17 protein-coding genes are annotated in these 15706 nt (G+C 42.1%); 16 read left to right on the top strand and 1 reads right to left on the bottom strand.

Going from position 1 to position 15706, the window contains the following annotated elements:
* Window positions 1–3: 3 nt before the first annotated feature.
* The 14 genes from G541_RS0105425 (at window position 4) to glyS (ending at window position 11173) form a co-directional block, all read left to right on the top strand.
* A complete protein-coding gene (locus G541_RS0105425) occupies window positions 4–807 on the top strand; it encodes a hypothetical protein (protein WP_027826767.1) in 804 nt (267 codons plus the stop codon).
* A complete protein-coding gene (locus tag G541_RS0105420) occupies window positions 804–1283 on the top strand; it encodes a hypothetical protein (protein ID WP_027826766.1) in 480 nt (159 codons plus the stop codon). Before G541_RS0105425 ends, G541_RS0105420 begins: the two co-directional genes overlap by 4 nt.
* A gap of 8 nt (window positions 1284–1291) precedes the next feature.
* The gene (locus G541_RS0105415) at window positions 1292–1594 is read left to right on the top strand and encodes a hypothetical protein (RefSeq protein WP_027826765.1); all 303 of its coding nucleotides are present in this window, start codon (window positions 1292–1294) and stop codon (window positions 1592–1594) included.
* A gap of 8 nt (window positions 1595–1602) precedes the next feature.
* Window positions 1603–1845 carry a phage holin gene (locus G541_RS09415; protein ID WP_155824504.1) on the top strand — a complete coding sequence of 81 codons (243 nt, stop codon included), beginning with the start codon at window positions 1603–1605 and terminating at the stop codon, window positions 1843–1845.
* A 1-nt stretch (window position 1846) separates the two neighbouring features.
* A complete protein-coding gene (locus G541_RS0105405) occupies window positions 1847–2767 on the top strand; it encodes a GH25 family lysozyme (RefSeq protein WP_027826764.1) in 921 nt (306 codons plus the stop codon).
* Between the two features lie 626 nt (window positions 2768–3393).
* Window positions 3394–3579 (top strand): 30S ribosomal protein S21, encoded by a 186-nt coding sequence (gene rpsU, locus G541_RS0105400; RefSeq protein WP_009554594.1) that lies wholly within the window; start codon window positions 3394–3396, stop codon window positions 3577–3579.
* A gap of 21 nt (window positions 3580–3600) precedes the next feature.
* Window positions 3601–4044 (top strand): GatB/YqeY domain-containing protein, encoded by a 444-nt coding sequence (locus G541_RS0105395; protein WP_027826763.1) that lies wholly within the window; start codon window positions 3601–3603, stop codon window positions 4042–4044.
* A 171-nt stretch (window positions 4045–4215) separates the two neighbouring features.
* Window positions 4216–5202, top strand: a complete 987-nt coding sequence (locus G541_RS0105390; RefSeq protein ID WP_009554590.1) for a PhoH family protein — start codon at window positions 4216–4218, stop codon at window positions 5200–5202.
* A complete protein-coding gene (gene ybeY, locus G541_RS0105385) occupies window positions 5203–5682 on the top strand; it encodes an rRNA maturation RNase YbeY (RefSeq protein ID WP_009554588.1) in 480 nt (159 codons plus the stop codon).
* On the top strand, window positions 5666–6064 hold the full coding sequence (locus tag G541_RS0105380) for a diacylglycerol kinase family protein (protein WP_027826762.1): 399 nt from the start codon (window positions 5666–5668) through the stop codon (window positions 6062–6064). Before ybeY ends, G541_RS0105380 begins: the two co-directional genes overlap by 17 nt.
* A gap of 11 nt (window positions 6065–6075) precedes the next feature.
* On the top strand, window positions 6076–6978 hold the full coding sequence (gene era / locus G541_RS0105375; protein WP_027826761.1) for a GTPase Era: 903 nt from the start codon (window positions 6076–6078) through the stop codon (window positions 6976–6978).
* 58 nt (window positions 6979–7036) lie between these two features.
* Entirely contained in the window at window positions 7037–7840 is an 804-nt protein-coding gene (gene recO / locus G541_RS0105370; RefSeq protein ID WP_009554582.1) for a DNA repair protein RecO, read from the top strand.
* Window positions 7841–8157: 317 nt separating this feature from the next.
* Window positions 8158–9078, top strand: a complete 921-nt coding sequence (glyQ, locus tag G541_RS0105365; protein WP_009554579.1) for a glycine--tRNA ligase subunit alpha — start codon at window positions 8158–8160, stop codon at window positions 9076–9078.
* A 4-nt stretch (window positions 9079–9082) separates the two neighbouring features.
* Window positions 9083–11173 carry a glycine--tRNA ligase subunit beta gene (gene glyS, locus G541_RS0105360; RefSeq protein WP_027826760.1) on the top strand — a complete coding sequence of 697 codons (2091 nt, stop codon included), beginning with the start codon at window positions 9083–9085 and terminating at the stop codon, window positions 11171–11173.
* A 51-nt stretch (window positions 11174–11224) separates the two neighbouring features.
* Here glyS and G541_RS0105355 read toward each other — a convergent pair whose 3' ends face one another.
* Window positions 11225–12433: an MFS transporter gene (locus G541_RS0105355; RefSeq protein ID WP_027826759.1), complete on the bottom strand. Its 1209-nt coding sequence runs from the start codon at window positions 12431–12433 to the stop codon at window positions 11225–11227.
* A gap of 217 nt (window positions 12434–12650) precedes the next feature.
* Here G541_RS0105355 and dnaG point away from each other — a divergent pair, with 217 nt between their 5' ends.
* Together dnaG and rpoD are read left to right on the top strand one after the other, a co-directional pair.
* Window positions 12651–14477, top strand: a complete 1827-nt coding sequence (gene dnaG / locus G541_RS0105350) for a DNA primase (protein WP_081654786.1) — start codon at window positions 12651–12653, stop codon at window positions 14475–14477.
* Between the two features lie 12 nt (window positions 14478–14489).
* Entirely contained in the window at window positions 14490–15605 is a 1116-nt protein-coding gene (gene rpoD, locus G541_RS0105345; RefSeq protein ID WP_009554569.1) for an RNA polymerase sigma factor RpoD, read from the top strand.
* The last annotated feature ends 101 nt before the right edge of the window (window positions 15606–15706 follow it).

The following is a 15706-nucleotide window of genomic DNA, read 5'->3' as shown; positions in this document are numbered from 1 at the left end:
AGTATGGCTTATAGAGATGACACGCCGATCACGGACGAGGATATAAAAGAGCTCCAGACCATGATGTCGATCGGTGATGTCGATAAATCAGCTCAAAAAGTAGCCACGTGGCTACGGGAGAAGAAAAAAGGTAAGGACGTCCGCGAAGCTTTAGCTCAGTGGGCGCTTTTTAATGCGATGGCTTTCATCTACGCGCTTAACGGTCAAGAAGACTTTAAAAACGCGATTAATACTGTAAAAGCTGACTTGCTGTTGCGCCAGTCAGATGTGGAAGGTCGGCAGTCCGACCTAGAAAAGCAGTTTCAGTTAGTGGTAGCCAACGCCACGAAAGACAGTGAGGTCATCCTGGCGCGGGATAGTCAGATCTATGGCAGCTTTCCCACTGTTGATGGGCGTTTGGAGCGGATTGAAAGTATCGTATCGCAATACGTACCGATGGGCTTTACCGTGACACTCAAGCATAACCAAAATAGGAAGCCTGAAGTAGCGGTTAGCTATGTCGAGTATGCCTTTGGGACGGAGCCAAACGGGTTTGGTACTGGTCCAGCGGGCAGTTTTGGTGGCTACCACAATAGGAGTGTGCAGTGCATGGTTGATTATCCAGATATGGATACTTGCGTTATCCACTTACCACGGAGCGAAGCTCTTAATGGAAAGCCTGTTTTCGAGATTGACGCCTGGCGTTTGATCGATGGATATAAGACGCTGACGTTTGATTTAGGAGAAAATATCGACACTGAAAAGGCGCTTGCTGGCAATGACAACAACACAGCAAGCATTGATACTTGGGAGGGATATAATCAATGATTAAATTCACTGATATCGCCAAAGGCGACGAGCCTGGCGTAGATAAAATAAACAAAAATTTCGATATGGCAGAGCAAGCCTTGAATTTGGAAGAACGCAAAGAAATCATCGTGCCACTGTCTAGTGATTGGAAGCTAGCGCACAGCGGAGATAACCCGCTAAAAATTGTTGTCACACAGGGTGGAGCGTGGCTAAGTGGTGACGTACAGCCTAAGCAAACAGGTACAACATCTTACGGCAATACACACCCCATTGCGATTATTCCTGGAGAAGTTACTTTCAGAGGGGCAACGTATAGTATTGACTTGGACCGATCATTTTTAGCACCGATTGGTGAGCGTAAAAATGCAGGCGGAACAACCGCGGTAAGAATTTATTTAGATAACGGTGGCAAGCTGAATGTGGACGAGCCACAAGATTTTTTAAATGGCGGGATGATCACTATCGACTGCTACCTAGATATTAAGCGAAAGTAGGTGACTATATGCGTCATCAAATCTTTGGACTTTTTATCGATGAATGGGTGGGGATGGTAACGATTTTAAGCGCAGTCATCGGGGCTATGGGGTGGATCTTAAATCGCACCTTAGACCGGACAATGATCCCGCTTAGGATGGCGATCCAGAACTTGGCAAAAACCATCGAAGGCTTGGAGCGAGATAGCCACGCACGGATGGTAGAAGTCAAGGCGCTGGGTGAGAGCCTAGAAAGTCATTTGATTGACTCCCAGGAGATCAAGACAAAGGTCCAAAACCTGGAAAAAGAAGTCTTTGATAGAAAGAGGTGAGCGACTTGGTGAAAAAGTATATTTTTGACGATGATGGAAAAATCAACTCGCAAAATGTCGTGTCGCTGGTGGCTCTGTTGATCGTCCTGATCCAGCAAACTGCCAAAATCTTTGGCTTAGAGTACCACGGCGACACAGCTGACATCATGAACTTGGTCAACACTGTGCTGACCATGCTCGGGGTGTTTGGTCTAGCTGATAACTCACACCAGATCAGACAGGTAAAAGATGAAATTAAGGGAGGTAAGTAGTATGACTATGTATGGTGTGGACGTATACAGTGGCAGTGACGACCGGATTATCCGTGACAGCCACGCACAAGTAGTGATCGTGAAAGCTACTCAGGGAACGACCTATGTCAATCCAAAGGCAAATCATCAGTACGAGTTAGCTAAAAGCTTAGGCAAGCTAGTCGGTACCTACCACTACGCAGGGGGTGGGGATCCCGTGGCCGAAGCTCAGTTTTTCATTAAAAATATCAAGAACTGGGTTGGCGAAGCCGTGCTCGTGCTGGACTGGGAAAAATACCAGAACGGCGCCTTTGGCGACTCTAGCTGGTCACGGCGGTTTGTCGATGAAGTCCACCGCCTGACAGGCGTGTGGCCACTGGTCTATGTGTCTGAGTCGGTGATCCCACAAGTGGCCAACTGCGCTAAGGACTGCGGGCTGTGGGTGGCCAAGTATGCAAGTATGACCTGGCATTCCTGGACCGTGCCTGACATGCCAGTAAAAACGGCACCATGGGGCACCTATACCATGTGGCAGTTCACAGGCGATGATATGGATCGCAACATCATCAATACCGATGCCGAAGGCTGGAAGCGTTTGGCTAAGGGGAGTGGGAAAGTGACACCAGCCCCAGAGCCAAACCCACAGCCACGCCCTCAGGCAAAAAACACCTGGGTTGATGACTTGGGTGTCACATGGTATAAAGAGACAGGTAGTTTTACCATCACGGATCCAATGGGGATCTGGCTTAGATGGGGAGCAACCGTCAAATCGACTAAGATTGCAGCCCTGCCTCGTGGCTCGGTCGTGAAGTATGATGCTTACTGCTACTCTGGTGGCTATGTCTGGATCAGACAGCCACGCGGTAATGGTCAGTATGGCTACTTGCCAACTGGCGAAGCCAAGGGTAGCAAACGGCTTAACTACTGGGGCGTATTTAAATAGGAAACAAAAGTTTAAAGAAGGAGAAATCCTCGATAATTAACACTGACCCTCACTGGCTATTAATTAGCTGGTGAGGGTCATTTTTTTGTTGCCGTCTTTCTTGCAAAGTATGAATAAAGTATGAATGTCTTTTAAGAAACCATTGATATCAAGGGGTTTGCTGGGGTTTACTGTATTCCCCACATACGTGGGGGAATAATCTATTCACATCTGTGTTGTATCTTAAGAAGAGTCTATATAGGGATGGTGATTTGACTCGTGATGAACTTAACTGATAGATTTCGCTTAGCTATAAGGATAAAAAAGGCTGGGTATTATATCAGTTCTATTCTGATGATATAACATATATTCCTTCGGAAGATCCCGAGGTAATCATGAATATAGAAATTAAAGGAAGAACGTTATTAGAACACTTTATTGAATTTGAATTGAGTTAGGTAATTGGATCGCCTAGTCATGATGGGTAATGTGCTAATGATCATGATAAATGGAGAATGGTAAATTTTAGCTAAAGTGTTTATTGACGTCTTATATAGCATTCGTTATAATGTATAAGAACTGTTGATATTTATGCTATTTTTTGCATTTATAACGGTTACATTTAAGCTCGGAGGGAGGGAAACACAATGTCAAAAACAGTCGTTCGTAAAAACGAATCTCTTGATGACGCTCTTCGTCGCTTCAAACGTTCCGTTTCAAGAACAGGTACTTTGCGCGAATACCGCAAACGTGAATTCTACGAAAAACCAAGCGTAAAGCGTAAGAAAAAGTCAGAAGCAGCCAGAAAACGTAAGAACAAGCGTCGTTTCTAGTTTCTAGAGGAGGCTAATGTGATGAGTTTAAAGGATTCATTACAAAAAGATATGATTGCTGCAATGAAGGCCAAAGATAAGGCTACATTGAGCACAGTACGTATGCTGAAAGCTGCGGTTGCTAACGAAGAGATCAACCTAGGACATGATCTTTCTGCTGATGAAGAGATTAGTGTTCTTTCCCATGAGTTGAAACAGCGCAAGGATTCGCTCCAAGAATTCGAAGAAGCTGGACGTGATGAAACCGTAGAAAAGCTTAAGAACGAGATTAAGATCGTTCAAAAGTATATGCCAGCACAATTAAGTGCAGAAGAAGTTAAGGAAGTTGTTCAAACAACCATTGAAGAAATTGGTGCTACTTCCAAGGCTGATTTTGGTAAAGTCATGGGTGCCGTAATGCCGAAACTTAAGGGTAAGGCTGATGGCAAGCTGGTTAACTCAACTGTCAAAGAATTATTACACTAATAAGACTAGTAGTTGAATTAAAGAACGTGTGTACCACGAGGGTACATACGTTTTTTTGTTTATTGCTTTGTCAAAGCTTATCAGCTTTAAACGATGTGCCTGATAATATGCTAAAGTATACATGCAATGGTATAATATAATTTACTAAATGTGCACAAAGGAGACGGCAATTTGACAGACAAGCAATTTGAAATTGAATATCGCTTAAATAATATTGATGATCAAGCCGTATTATTTGGGATCAACAACGATTATTTGCGTCTGCTGGAAGAAGGAAATAATGTCATTCTCAATCCCTTTGGTGAAGTGATTAGAATTACAGGTGACCAAGAAGATGTCCAAAAGACTGGCAGAGTACTCGATGAATTAGTGAAACTGCTACATAACGGTATCAGCATCAGTAGTCCTGACATTGTATCAGCAATGAAAATGGCTGACCGCGGGACTTTACAATACTTTCAAGACCTTTATACAGATGTTTTAATCAAGGACGCTAGACGACGGTCAATTCGGGTAAAGAATTATAGTCAACGGCAGTATGTTCAGGCTATCAAGAGTAACGATTTGACGTTTGGGATTGGGCCGGCAGGGACTGGTAAGACATACTTAGCAGTTGTAATGGCGGTGGCGGCCTTAAAGAAAAATCAAGTGGAACGTTTGATCCTGACGCGACCCGCAGTCGAAGCTGGGGAGTCGTTGGGTTTTCTGCCAGGTGATCTAAAAGAGAAGGTCGATCCATATTTACGTCCAATATATGATGCGTTACATGCTATTTTGGGAGTTGAACATACGGAACGTTTGATTGAAAGGGGAACAATCGAAATTGCACCTTTGGCATATATGCGGGGACGGACTTTAGAAAATGCATTTGTGCTTTTAGATGAGGCGCAGAATACAACACGGGCCCAAATGAAGATGTTTTTAACACGTTTAGGTTTTGGCTCCAAGATGGTCGTCAACGGTGATCCATCCCAAATTGACTTGCCTAAGGGACATAAGCAAAGTGGGTTAATTGATGCACAGCGGATTTTAACAGGGTTACCACACATTGCCTTTATTAATTTTGATGCAGCTGATGTAGTGCGGCATCCTGTGGTTTCTGAAATCATTCGGGCATATTCTCGCCCCACAAATGCCCAGGGAACAAAGGAGAATTAAATGGAATTAACGATTTATGATGAAACAAAACAAGTATCTCCTCATCAAATGGAACTAGCTGATCATATTTTGCGGTATGCAGCTGACTATTTACACCTACCAGATAATATTGAGTTAGCGGTCACTCTAATGGATAATGAACATATTCATCAGATAAACAAAGAGTATCGCGGAGTTGACAAACCGACTGATGTTATCAGTTTTGCAATGGAAGAAGAGGATCCGAATGAATTGCCAATTATTATTCCGGATGAATTAAAAAATGAAATTCCCCAGAGTTTAGGTGACTTGATGGTTTCAATGGATAAAGTCGTTGAACAAGCGGAATACTTAGGGCACTCACAAGATCGTGAACTAGGCTTTCTCTTGGTTCATGGTTTTTTACATCTAAATGGTTACGATCACATGCGGGCGGAAGACGAAAAGAAAATGTTTGGATTGCAAGAGGAGATTCTTAGCGGTTATGGCCTTAAAAGATAGAAAAAAACGTTCACGTTGGCAAAACCGTCATTTTTATCAAGCTGTGATTCATGCTATGGCGGGTCTGGTAACAGTTTACCAAGAAGAACGAAATTTCCGCTTTCATTGTTGGTCGGCTTTAGTAGTTTTAGTTCTAACAACTTATTTGCGACTGTCATGGCAAGAAGGCTTGTGGCTATTATTAGTGATTTTCATGGTTTTGGGAGCCGAGATTTTAAATTCAACTATTGAGAATATTGTTGATTTGGCAACAGGTGACCGCTATCATCCCTTAGCCAAAAAAGCTAAAGATATGGCAGCAGGTTTAGTATTACTAACTGCTTGGCTAGCAACGATTATCGGAATCGTAATTTTAGGGCCAAAACTCATACAGATACTTTAGGAGGAAAAAATTTGGAAAACAATTTTCATTCAGGATTTATTGCTATTGTAGGGCGTCCTAATGTTGGTAAATCCACATTTTTAAATCGTGCGGTAGGCGATAAAATTGCCATTATGAGCGACAAACCACAAACCACCCGGAATAAGATTCAGGGAATTTATACCACGGACGATGCACAAATTGTGTTTATTGATACTCCTGGTATCCATAAGCCCCACAGTCGTTTAGGGGACTTTATGGTTGATTCTGCTCTATCGACTTTAAATGAAGTGGATGCAGTGATGTTTATGGTTAATGCAACCCAAAAACGTGGGCGAGGTGATGATTTTATTATCAACCGCCTTAAAGATGTTAAGAAACCGATCTATTTGATTATCAACAAAATTGATCAAGTACATCCAGACCATCTACTTGAAATTATGGATGATTATCGCGATAGTCTTGAGTACAAAGATGTTTTTCCTATTTCGGCATTGAATGGTAATAATGTTCCAGAACTGATTCAACAGTTAATAGCCGATTTACCAGAAGGACCACAGTATTATCCAAGTGATCAGATTACTGACCACCCTGAGCGGTTCATTGCTGGAGAGTTAATTCGGGAAAAAGTATTGGAATTTACCCGAGAAGAAGTTCCACACTCAGTTGCAGTGGTGGTTGAACGAATCAGACGAGAAGATGATGAAAAAGTTTTGGTCCAGGCGACAGTAATTGTTGAACGCAAAAGTCAAAAGGGCATCATTATCGGAAAAGGCGGTAAAATGCTCCGCCAAATCGGGACTCAGGCTCGAAAAGATATTGAACGAATGCTAGGAGACAAAGTCTATTTGGAGCTTTGGGTTAAAGTCCAGCCTAACTGGAAAGATAAGCAAGCAGATTTAGCAGCTTTCGGGTACAAGCAAGACGACTATTGATAGTTTATTAGGGTAAGTCAGAAAAACTTCCCTTTTTTATTTGGGAATGGAGGGTATCATGGCACTTTTCCGCGGACAAACATTTACAGGTATTGTAGTATCACGGAAAAATTATAAAGAACGTGATATGCTAGTACGTATTCTGACGTCATCATTCGGATTCAAAACCTTCTTTGTGCGTGGAGTTCGTAAACGTGGATTTAAATGGGGAGCAGGTATTATTCCCTTCACGAAGGCAACCTATATTGGGGATATTAGTACTACTGGGTTATCGTTTATCACTAACGTATCTGATGCTGAACAGTATCAGAACATTGTAGAAGACATTACCCTAAATGCATATGCAACCTACATTTTGGAATTAAGTCGGGTGGCTTTTGGTGATGATGACCAATTAGCCATCAAATGGTACGCAACTATTGAGCAAGCCCTGTTTTTGATCAATCAAGGATTAGATCCTTTAATCATAACTAGCGTCATCGAGTTACAAATGTTGCAACTGTTTGGGGTTCAACCGGAGTTAAAACATTGTGTAATTTGTCAGCAAAATGATCGACCAATGGATTTTTCTGAAGAATATGGGGGGCTTTTGTGCCAACGGCATTGGCAACTAGATCCTAATCGCCTCCATTTAACGCCAAGAACTGTACTTTTTATGCAACGTTTAGCTGCGGTTAATCTGCATAAGGTGTCTGCAATTCGAGTCCGCCCAGAAACAAAAGCAGATCTACACCATGCTTTGGACCAGATTTATTATGACATGGTAGGAATCTATATTCCGGCTAAACGTTTTTTGAGTAAGTTGATGCGAACTCACATCCGACCACTTGCACCACGCACAAAGAACAATACCACGGATTAATGTGTAAGAATTAAGTGGCTGGAGTTATTGACAAATGATAATGGCTAGACTATCCTTAGGTTTATAATATTAAAGAAGCAATGATGAAAGAGGACATTTTGGTAAAGGGCAAAGCGAGTCTGGTTGGTGAGAGCAGATCCTGGACCTTAATGATTGGCACTTTCGGAGCTTTATCGAATTAAGTTGCTAGGTAATCCTAGAAGTAGGGTGGAACCGCGATTTTCGAAATCGTCCCTATGTGGCATTTGTGTCGCATAGGCTTTTTTTATGGCGTCATAAATGTCAGTTTCGAATTATTTAAGATAAGGAGCTTTGAAATGACAAAGAAAAAATTAACTTTGCAAGACACCATTTTGACTTTGCAAGAATTTTGGGCCCAACAGGGTTGTATGTTGATGCAATCATACGACACTGAAAAGGGCGCGGGAACGATGAGTCCGTATACTTTTTTGCGGGCAATTGGACCAGAACCATGGAACGTGGCATATGTTGAACCTTCACGGCGTCCAGCTGATGGACGTTATGGTGAGAATCCTAACCGTTTGTATCAGCACCACCAATTCCAAGTGTTAATGAAGCCATCACCAAGTAATATCCAAGAGCTATACTTAGATAGCTTACGCGCTTTAGGGATTGAACCGCTGGAACATGATATCCGCTTTGTTGAAGATAACTGGGAGAACCCATCAATGGGTTGTGCTGGTGTTGGTTGGGAAGTGTGGCTTGATGGAATGGAAATCACACAGTTCACTTATTTCCAACAAGTGGGTGGTTTAGAAGTTAAACCTGTTGCAGCCGAAGTAACATATGGACTAGAACGCTTATCTTCATATATTCAAGATGTTAACAATGTCTTTGAACTAGAATGGGCTGATGGTGTTAAGTACGGTGATATCTTCAAAGAACCTGAATACGAACAATCCAAGTATTCATTTGAAGAAAGTAACCAGGACATGTTGTTGAAACTGTTTGATGTGTATGAAAAGGAAGCTAAGCGCCAATTGGAAAATGGATTAGTGCACCCAGCATATGATTATATTTTGAAATGTAGCCATACGTTTAACTTGTTAGATGCACGGGGGGCTGTTTCAGTTACAGAACGGGCTGGATATCTTTCCCGAATTCGGAATATGGCTCGTTCTGTTGCCAAAGTATTTGTGGCAGAACGTAAGAAATTAGGTTTCCCATTAATTAAAGATGAAAAGCTCAGAGCAGAATTGTTAAAGGAGGAGAAGTAATAAAATGACACATACATTTTTACTTGAAATTGGCCTGGAAGAAATACCAGCCCACGTAGTTACTCCTAGTGTTAACCAATTAGCAACTAAGACGGCGGCTTTTCTTAAAGAACAGCGCTTAGCCTTTGCAGAAATCAAGACATATTCAACTCCGCGTCGGTTGGCAGTTGAAGTGGTTGGTTTGGCTGATAAGCAAGATGACATTGAAGAAGAAGCTAAAGGACCATCCAAAAAGATTGCGCTGGATGCAGATGGCAACTGGACTAAAGCTGCTCAAGGATTTGCTCGTGGCCAAAAGTTAACCGTTGATGACTTATTCTTTAAAGAGCTTAAGGGAACAGAATATGTTTATGCTAAGAAATTTATCCCTGGGAAGGCAGCTGCTGAAGTTCTGCAAGGAATGAAGGATGTGGCAATGAGTCTCAAGTTTCCAACCATGATGCGGTGGGGATCCAATGACTTTGAATATGTTCGCCCAATCAAATGGCTGGTTGCTTTATTGGATGATGAAGTAGTTCCATTCAATATTTTGAATATTGCAACCGGTCGGACATCACAAGGACACCGATTCTTGGGGCACCCTGTAACGATTGCTAACCCAGCAGCTTATGTGGAAGCACTGCGCCAAGAAAAGGTTATTGTTGATGCACACGAGAGAAAAAATGCTATTGTGCAGCAAATCGAAAAGCTTGCTCAGGCCAACAACTGGAAGATTGTTGTTGAAGACGACCTGCTGGAAGAAGTCAATAATCTAGTAGAATGGCCAACAGTTTTTGCGGGTTCGTTCAAAGAACAATATCTTCAAATTCCAGATGAAGTTCTCATCACGTCGATGCGAGATCACCAACGCTTCTTCTATGTTACAGATCAAAACGGTAATTTGCTGCCAAACTTTGTTTCCGTGCGTAACGGGAACACCGATCACTTAGAGAATGTGATTGCCGGGAACGAAAAAGTGTTGACAGCACGGCTTGAAGATGCAGCTTTCTTCTATGCAGAAGATCAAAAGCATGATAGTGCTTATTATGTTGGTCGTTTGCAGGATGTAATGTTCCATGACAAGATTGGTTCTATTGCCCAAAAGATGGAACGAGTACGCTTGATTGCTGGCTATCTGGGCAAGAAGTTAGGTTTGATGGAATCAGAGCTTACTGCTTTAGACCGAGCAGCTCAGATCTACAAGTTCGACTTAGTCACTGAAATGGTCGGTGAATTTTCTGAGTTGCAGGGGGTCATGGGTGAAATCTATGCCAAATTGATGGGAGAAGATTCCCAAGTGGCTACTGCTATTCGTGAACAATACATGCCAATTTCAGCGGAAGGTGAACTGCCACAAACCAAAGTGGGGGCCATCTTGTCTATTGCTGATAAGATCGATAGTATTCAAGCATTCTTTGCTGCAGGAATGATTCCAAGTGGGTCCAACGATCCATATGCCTTGCGCCGTCAAGCGACAGGGATTGTCCGGATCGCTTTAGCAAATAATTGGGAAGTTTCTGGTCCGTTATTAGAAGAAGCAATTCAAGAAGCGTATGCACAAAGAGCTGATTTGTATACTAAAATTCAACCAGAAGCTAAAGTGGCTACTGCTGTGCGGAGCTTCCTGTTCGATCGGTTACACCAGATCTTAGCTGATACTACTGATTACCGGCGTGATATTTTGATGGCTGTGTTAGCCAATAAGAGCAATTCGTTTGTGCATGTCGATCAAGCTGCACAAGTACTGATGGCGCACAAGGATGATACTGATTTTAAAGATACAGTAGAAGCCTTGACGCGGGTTACCCGTTTAGCAAGTAAAGCTGGGTCCAAGGATGGTATGAGTACAAAGATTGATCCAACATTATTTGAAAACGAAAGTGAACGGGTGTTGGCAGATCGATATGAACATGTAGCTACTGGGTATGCAACTGAATCATTAGCTGCTCAATTTGATGCTCTACATTCACTAAAAGATGCAATTAATGCATATTTTGATGAAACAATGATCATGGTTGACGATGTAGCAGTAAAGCAAAATCGTTTAGCGCAGTTAGTACAAATTGCAGCGTTAACTGCTTCATTCGGTTCACTAGAAGAAGTTCAAGTTAAGTAAAGAAAAAAGCAACGGGTATTCATCACCGTTGCTTTTTTGTATTTCTAGAATTTATTTTGTTTGGTGGCGGTAAACATTTTGCCGGAACAGAACCATGTTTAAAACGACTAGTAATGCTGAAAAAAGGAAAACACCACTATAACCAAATGTCCCCGAAACAACCGAACCTAATAGTGGCCCGCAGATGTTACCCAGGTACTGAAAACTTTGATTCCAGCTGAAAATACGTCCGGTGATTTTAGCGGGCGTATTTTTAGTTAGCAGGGTTTGAACCTGGGGAAGCATCGTAGCGTCAGAAACACCGACTAAGAATCGCAACACGGCTAATTGCCAAACATGATGAACGAAAGCAGTTGCAGTGAAAAAGACTGTTGCCATTACAAAACCGAGCATCAAGATTTTGGCAGTACCAATATGATCACCCAAATCGCCAAAGCGTGAAGCAACTAACATCGTTGCTAGACCAGGAAGAGCGGAAACAAGCCCACTAACGAAGGTAACTCCGTGTGCACCGTTCATTAAGTCCTTTACGTATAATGAAACGATGGGATTAATAGAGTAGTTTGTAGCCTGGATGATCATAGTTGTGATAAGTAAGCCAATGATTACCCGGGGAGCACGTAATTCGTTGAGAACACCACGAACAGAATTTAGTTTCTTTTCTGTAACGGGATGGAAATCATTCTCATGCACAAAAAAAGCTATGATAAAAAAGATCGAAGCTAAAATTACCCCAGTGATAAAAAAGGTCATTCGATAAGAAAAAAGAGAGGCAAGGGTTCCTCCTAGAAGGGGACCAAGTAATGTGCCTCCAGTAAGTGATGCTGTGAGACTACCTAGCGCCTTACCGCTATGAGCCTTGGGTGTTTCAGTTGCAACTAGCGCGATAGAGTTGCTGACTAAACCAGCAAAAAGGCCTTGAAAGGCGCGCAGTGCGATTAGCTGCCAAACGCTTGTAACTAAACCCATTAGAAAAATAACAACTGCCATCCCCGCAGCAGAACGCAGAATCATCGGTTTCCGCCCTTTTTTATCAGCCAGTTTTCCCCAGAATGGGGCAGTTGCAGCTGAGACGATGAAGGTAGCAGAATAAACAATTCCTGAATAAAAAGTCAAAAGTCGGTGCGAAAAGTGTCCTAATGTACTGATAAAAAGCGGGAGAAAAGGGTTGAATTCTGAGAAAGCTATTCCGGCAAGAAAGACGCTGACCCAGAGAACATAGAGATTTCTTTGCCAAATGGGCTTCTCCTGAGCGGACATTGTGTGCAAACACTCCTTTACTTAACAATAGAATATAAAAATTGTAGCAGTTTTCATTGGGGATGCAAAGAATTAAGAGGCAATGGGAAATTTATTTTTGAGTAAAGGACTTGCAGTAAGATAATAAGTAAGCTAAAATTAATTTTGATTTGACTAATAACATTGGGGGTAGTACACCCATTTTATCCCCTTTATTGCTTAAAGGTGAGGAAGTGAAGTGTTGGCACGGATTCCAGAAGAAGTTATCGATAATGTTCGTAGTAGTGTCAATATATATGATATTGTCAGTCAATTTGTGCAACTTCATCGTTCAGGTAGCAACTGGTTTGGGTTGTGTCCTTTTCATTCTGAAAACACACCCTCGTTTTCGGTTAATGAAAAGAAACAAATCTTTCATTGTTTTTCGTGTGGACGCGGAGGAAACGTTTTCAAGTTCTTGATGGAATTACAGGGATTGTCTTTTCCAGAAGCAGTTTTCCAGGTGGCCGAAGCGGCCAATATTACAATTGATGACCAGTATCGGCATACAGGTCAGAAACAGCAAGTATCTGAACCTAATAGAAAGTTGCTGGAAATGTATCAGACAACAGTTGATTTGTACCATTATATTTTAATGGAAACAGAGGCAGGACAAGCAGCTTTAGACTATGTCCATGCTCGGGGATTGTCAGATGAATTGTTGCGTGAGTTTAAAATAGGCTTTGCACCTGATGAGAATTTGTTAGAGGTTTATCTTAAAGATCGCGCCTTTGATGATTATCAGCTTTTGCATAAATCGGGATTATTCGTCACTAGTCAAGAAGGACAACTGTTCGATCGCTTTAAAGGGCGGGTGATGTTCCCAATTAGAGACGCTTTTGGTAGACCAGTAGCATTTTCGGGTCGAATTTTAGTCAAAAATGATCAGGTTCCTAAGTACCTAAATTCGCCTGAAACTGATATTTTTAATAAGCGAAAAATCTTGTTTAACTTTGATAAGGCTAAAGCCGAAATTCGGCGGCAAAAAGAAGTTATTTTATTTGAAGGTTTCATGGATGTGCTGGCTGCTTATCGTGCAGGGGTAAAAAATGGGGTTGCTTCCATGGGAACAAGCCTCACAGAAGATCAAATATACTTGCTTGAGCGCCATGCACGGCGATTACTGATTTGCTATGATGGCGACGAGCCAGGTCAGCGTGCCACAAAACGAACCTTAGATCTGTTAGAACCATATGGTAAGATGGAACTTGGTGTGATTATGTTGCCTGACCAGATGGACCCGGATGAGACGCTACATAAGTACGGGCTTGAGCATTTTGCAAAAATTCTCCAAGAGAATCGAGTTAGTCCAATTGCTTTTTTCATGCAGCTCTACCGTCAAGGGCGTAACATGCGGAATGAGGATGACCAGGTTGATTATTTACACGATGTATTACCTGAGTTAGCAAAGACAAATGATCGGATCCAGCAAGATTTATATTTGAATCGTTTAGCAGACGAGTTCCATTTGGAACGTGCTGATTTGAGAGCTCAACTTGACCAGGTTGTTTCTCAAGTCGGAGCGCCGGATCCACCTCCGCAACGAGACGTGGAAGTAAGGATCACTCCCCCTATGGACAGCGGCAGTGATCGGCAGTATTCTCAGGTTGAGAAAGCTGAGCGTTTGTTACTTTATCGCGCTTTGCATGATCATGTGGTATGGACCAAACTACATGCTATGACATCATTTAATTTTGTAGACCAAGAATACCAGTTGATCTATACGCTAGCTGAGGGATATTTCAACATTTATCAGCAATATGAAAGTGCAACTTTTCTAGATTATTTGCAGGATGACAATTTACGCCAAGTTATCGTTTCAATCGAAATGGCGGATTATACTTCTGAAACCAGTATGGAAGAAGTTGAAGATTGTCTACGTATTATTATGGAGGTCCCTCTTCATCAGGAGATCGGCCAGACACAAATGGCTATCAAAAATGCAGAACGCCAAGGTGATTTTGAAACACTAACAGAATTAACAGCGAAGTTAATAAAGCTTCTACAGAAGCAACAAACAAACTAGGAGGCAGTTTAATTGGCAAAAGAAGAGAACAAGAAATTTGACAAAGTCATTTATGAAAAAGAAGTGCGGTCTTTGATTAGAAAGTACAAAAAGACCAAACAAGTTAAGTATTCAGAATTAAGTGATAAAATTGCTGCACCATTGGGTCTGGATGCTGATCAAATGGATCAATTAATTGAAAAAGTTGAAGATGCTGGGATCTCCGTTGTTGATGAGAATGGTGAACCAAGTGCCCACAGCCTAAAAGTTGCTAAGAAGCAAGAAGAGACTATGAAAAAGGATGTTTCCGCTCCATCGGGTGTGAAAATCAATGACCCAGTTCGGATGTATCTTAAAGAAATTGGTCGGGTTGACCTCTTGACGGCAGACCAAGAAGTTGAGTTGGCACTGCGGATTGAAGAAGGGGATGAAGAAGCCAAGCAACGGTTGGCTGAAGCCAACTTGCGGCTGGTAGTTTCGATTGCTAAACGCTACGTTGGCCGGGGGATGTCATTCCTTGATTTGATCCAAGAAGGAAATATGGGGTTGATGAAAGCGGTCGAAAAGTTTGACTATCGGAAAGGGTTTAAGTTTTCGACGTATGCAACATGGTGGATTCGACAAGCCATTACGCGGGCTATTGCTGACCAAGCACGGACTATTCGGATTCCGGTACACATGGTGGAAACAATTAACAAATTGATCCGAATTCAACGCCAATTACTCCAAGATTTAGGAAGAGAACCAGTTCCTGAAGAAATTGGGGCGGAAATGAATATGCCAACAGAAAAAGTTCGCGAAATTCTCAAGATCGCACAGGAACCAGTTTCTTTAGAAACACCTATCGGGGAAGAGGACGACTCACATTTAGGTGATTTTATTGAAGATCAGGATGCAACTAGTCCTGCTGACCATGCTGCATACGAATTGCTCAAAGAACAATTAGAAAATGTGTTGGATACACTGACTGACCGTGAAGAAAATGTTTTACGTTTGCGTTTTGGTTTAGATGATGGTCGGACTCGGACCCTAGAAGAGGTCGGCCAAGTCTTTGGTGTTACTCGGGAACGGATTCGTCAAATTGAGGCTAAAGCTTTGAGAAAATTGCGTCACCCATCACGTTCTAAGCAGTTGAAGGATTTCCTATAAGATTGTCATAGCCGTTGCTAATGAAAACTTTAGGCTGAACTTTATTTCACAATAAAAGATCGCGGTGATAAAGGAGTGGAGAGTATTGATGCAACAATATT

Origin of the sequence: Ligilactobacillus saerimneri DSM 16049 (genome assembly GCF_000423265.1) — a bacterium.
GTDB classification, from domain to species: Bacteria; Bacillota; Bacilli; order Lactobacillales; family Lactobacillaceae; genus Ligilactobacillus; species Ligilactobacillus saerimneri.
The sequence above is the reverse complement of the archived record's forward strand: the minus strand, read 5'-3'. Positions and strand labels throughout refer to the sequence as shown.

Excerpts from the sequence above, each read along its gene's own strand:
- G541_RS0105425 (WP_027826767.1), top strand. The coding sequence starts at position 4 with ATGGCTTATAGAGATGACACGCCGATCACGGACGAGGATATAAAAGAG.
- G541_RS0105420 (WP_027826766.1), top strand. The coding sequence starts at position 804 with ATGATTAAATTCACTGATATCGCCAAAGGCGACGAGCCTGGCGTAGAT.
- G541_RS0105415 (WP_027826765.1), top strand. The coding sequence starts at position 1,292 with ATGCGTCATCAAATCTTTGGACTTTTTATCGATGAATGGGTGGGGATG.
- G541_RS0105405 (WP_027826764.1), top strand. The coding sequence starts at position 1,847 with ATGACTATGTATGGTGTGGACGTATACAGTGGCAGTGACGACCGGATT.
- rpsU (WP_009554594.1), top strand. The coding sequence starts at position 3,394 with ATGTCAAAAACAGTCGTTCGTAAAAACGAATCTCTTGATGACGCTCTT.
- G541_RS0105395 (WP_027826763.1), top strand. The coding sequence starts at position 3,601 with ATGAGTTTAAAGGATTCATTACAAAAAGATATGATTGCTGCAATGAAG.
- ybeY (WP_009554588.1), top strand. The coding sequence starts at position 5,203 with ATGGAATTAACGATTTATGATGAAACAAAACAAGTATCTCCTCATCAA.
- G541_RS0105380 (WP_027826762.1), top strand. The coding sequence starts at position 5,666 with ATGGCCTTAAAAGATAGAAAAAAACGTTCACGTTGGCAAAACCGTCAT.
- recO (WP_009554582.1), top strand. The coding sequence starts at position 7,037 with ATGGCACTTTTCCGCGGACAAACATTTACAGGTATTGTAGTATCACGG.
- glyQ (WP_009554579.1), top strand. The coding sequence starts at position 8,158 with ATGACAAAGAAAAAATTAACTTTGCAAGACACCATTTTGACTTTGCAA.
- glyS (WP_027826760.1), top strand. The coding sequence starts at position 9,083 with ATGACACATACATTTTTACTTGAAATTGGCCTGGAAGAAATACCAGCC.
- G541_RS0105355 (WP_027826759.1), bottom strand. The coding sequence starts at position 12,433 with ATGTCCGCTCAGGAGAAGCCCATTTGGCAAAGAAATCTCTATGTTCTC.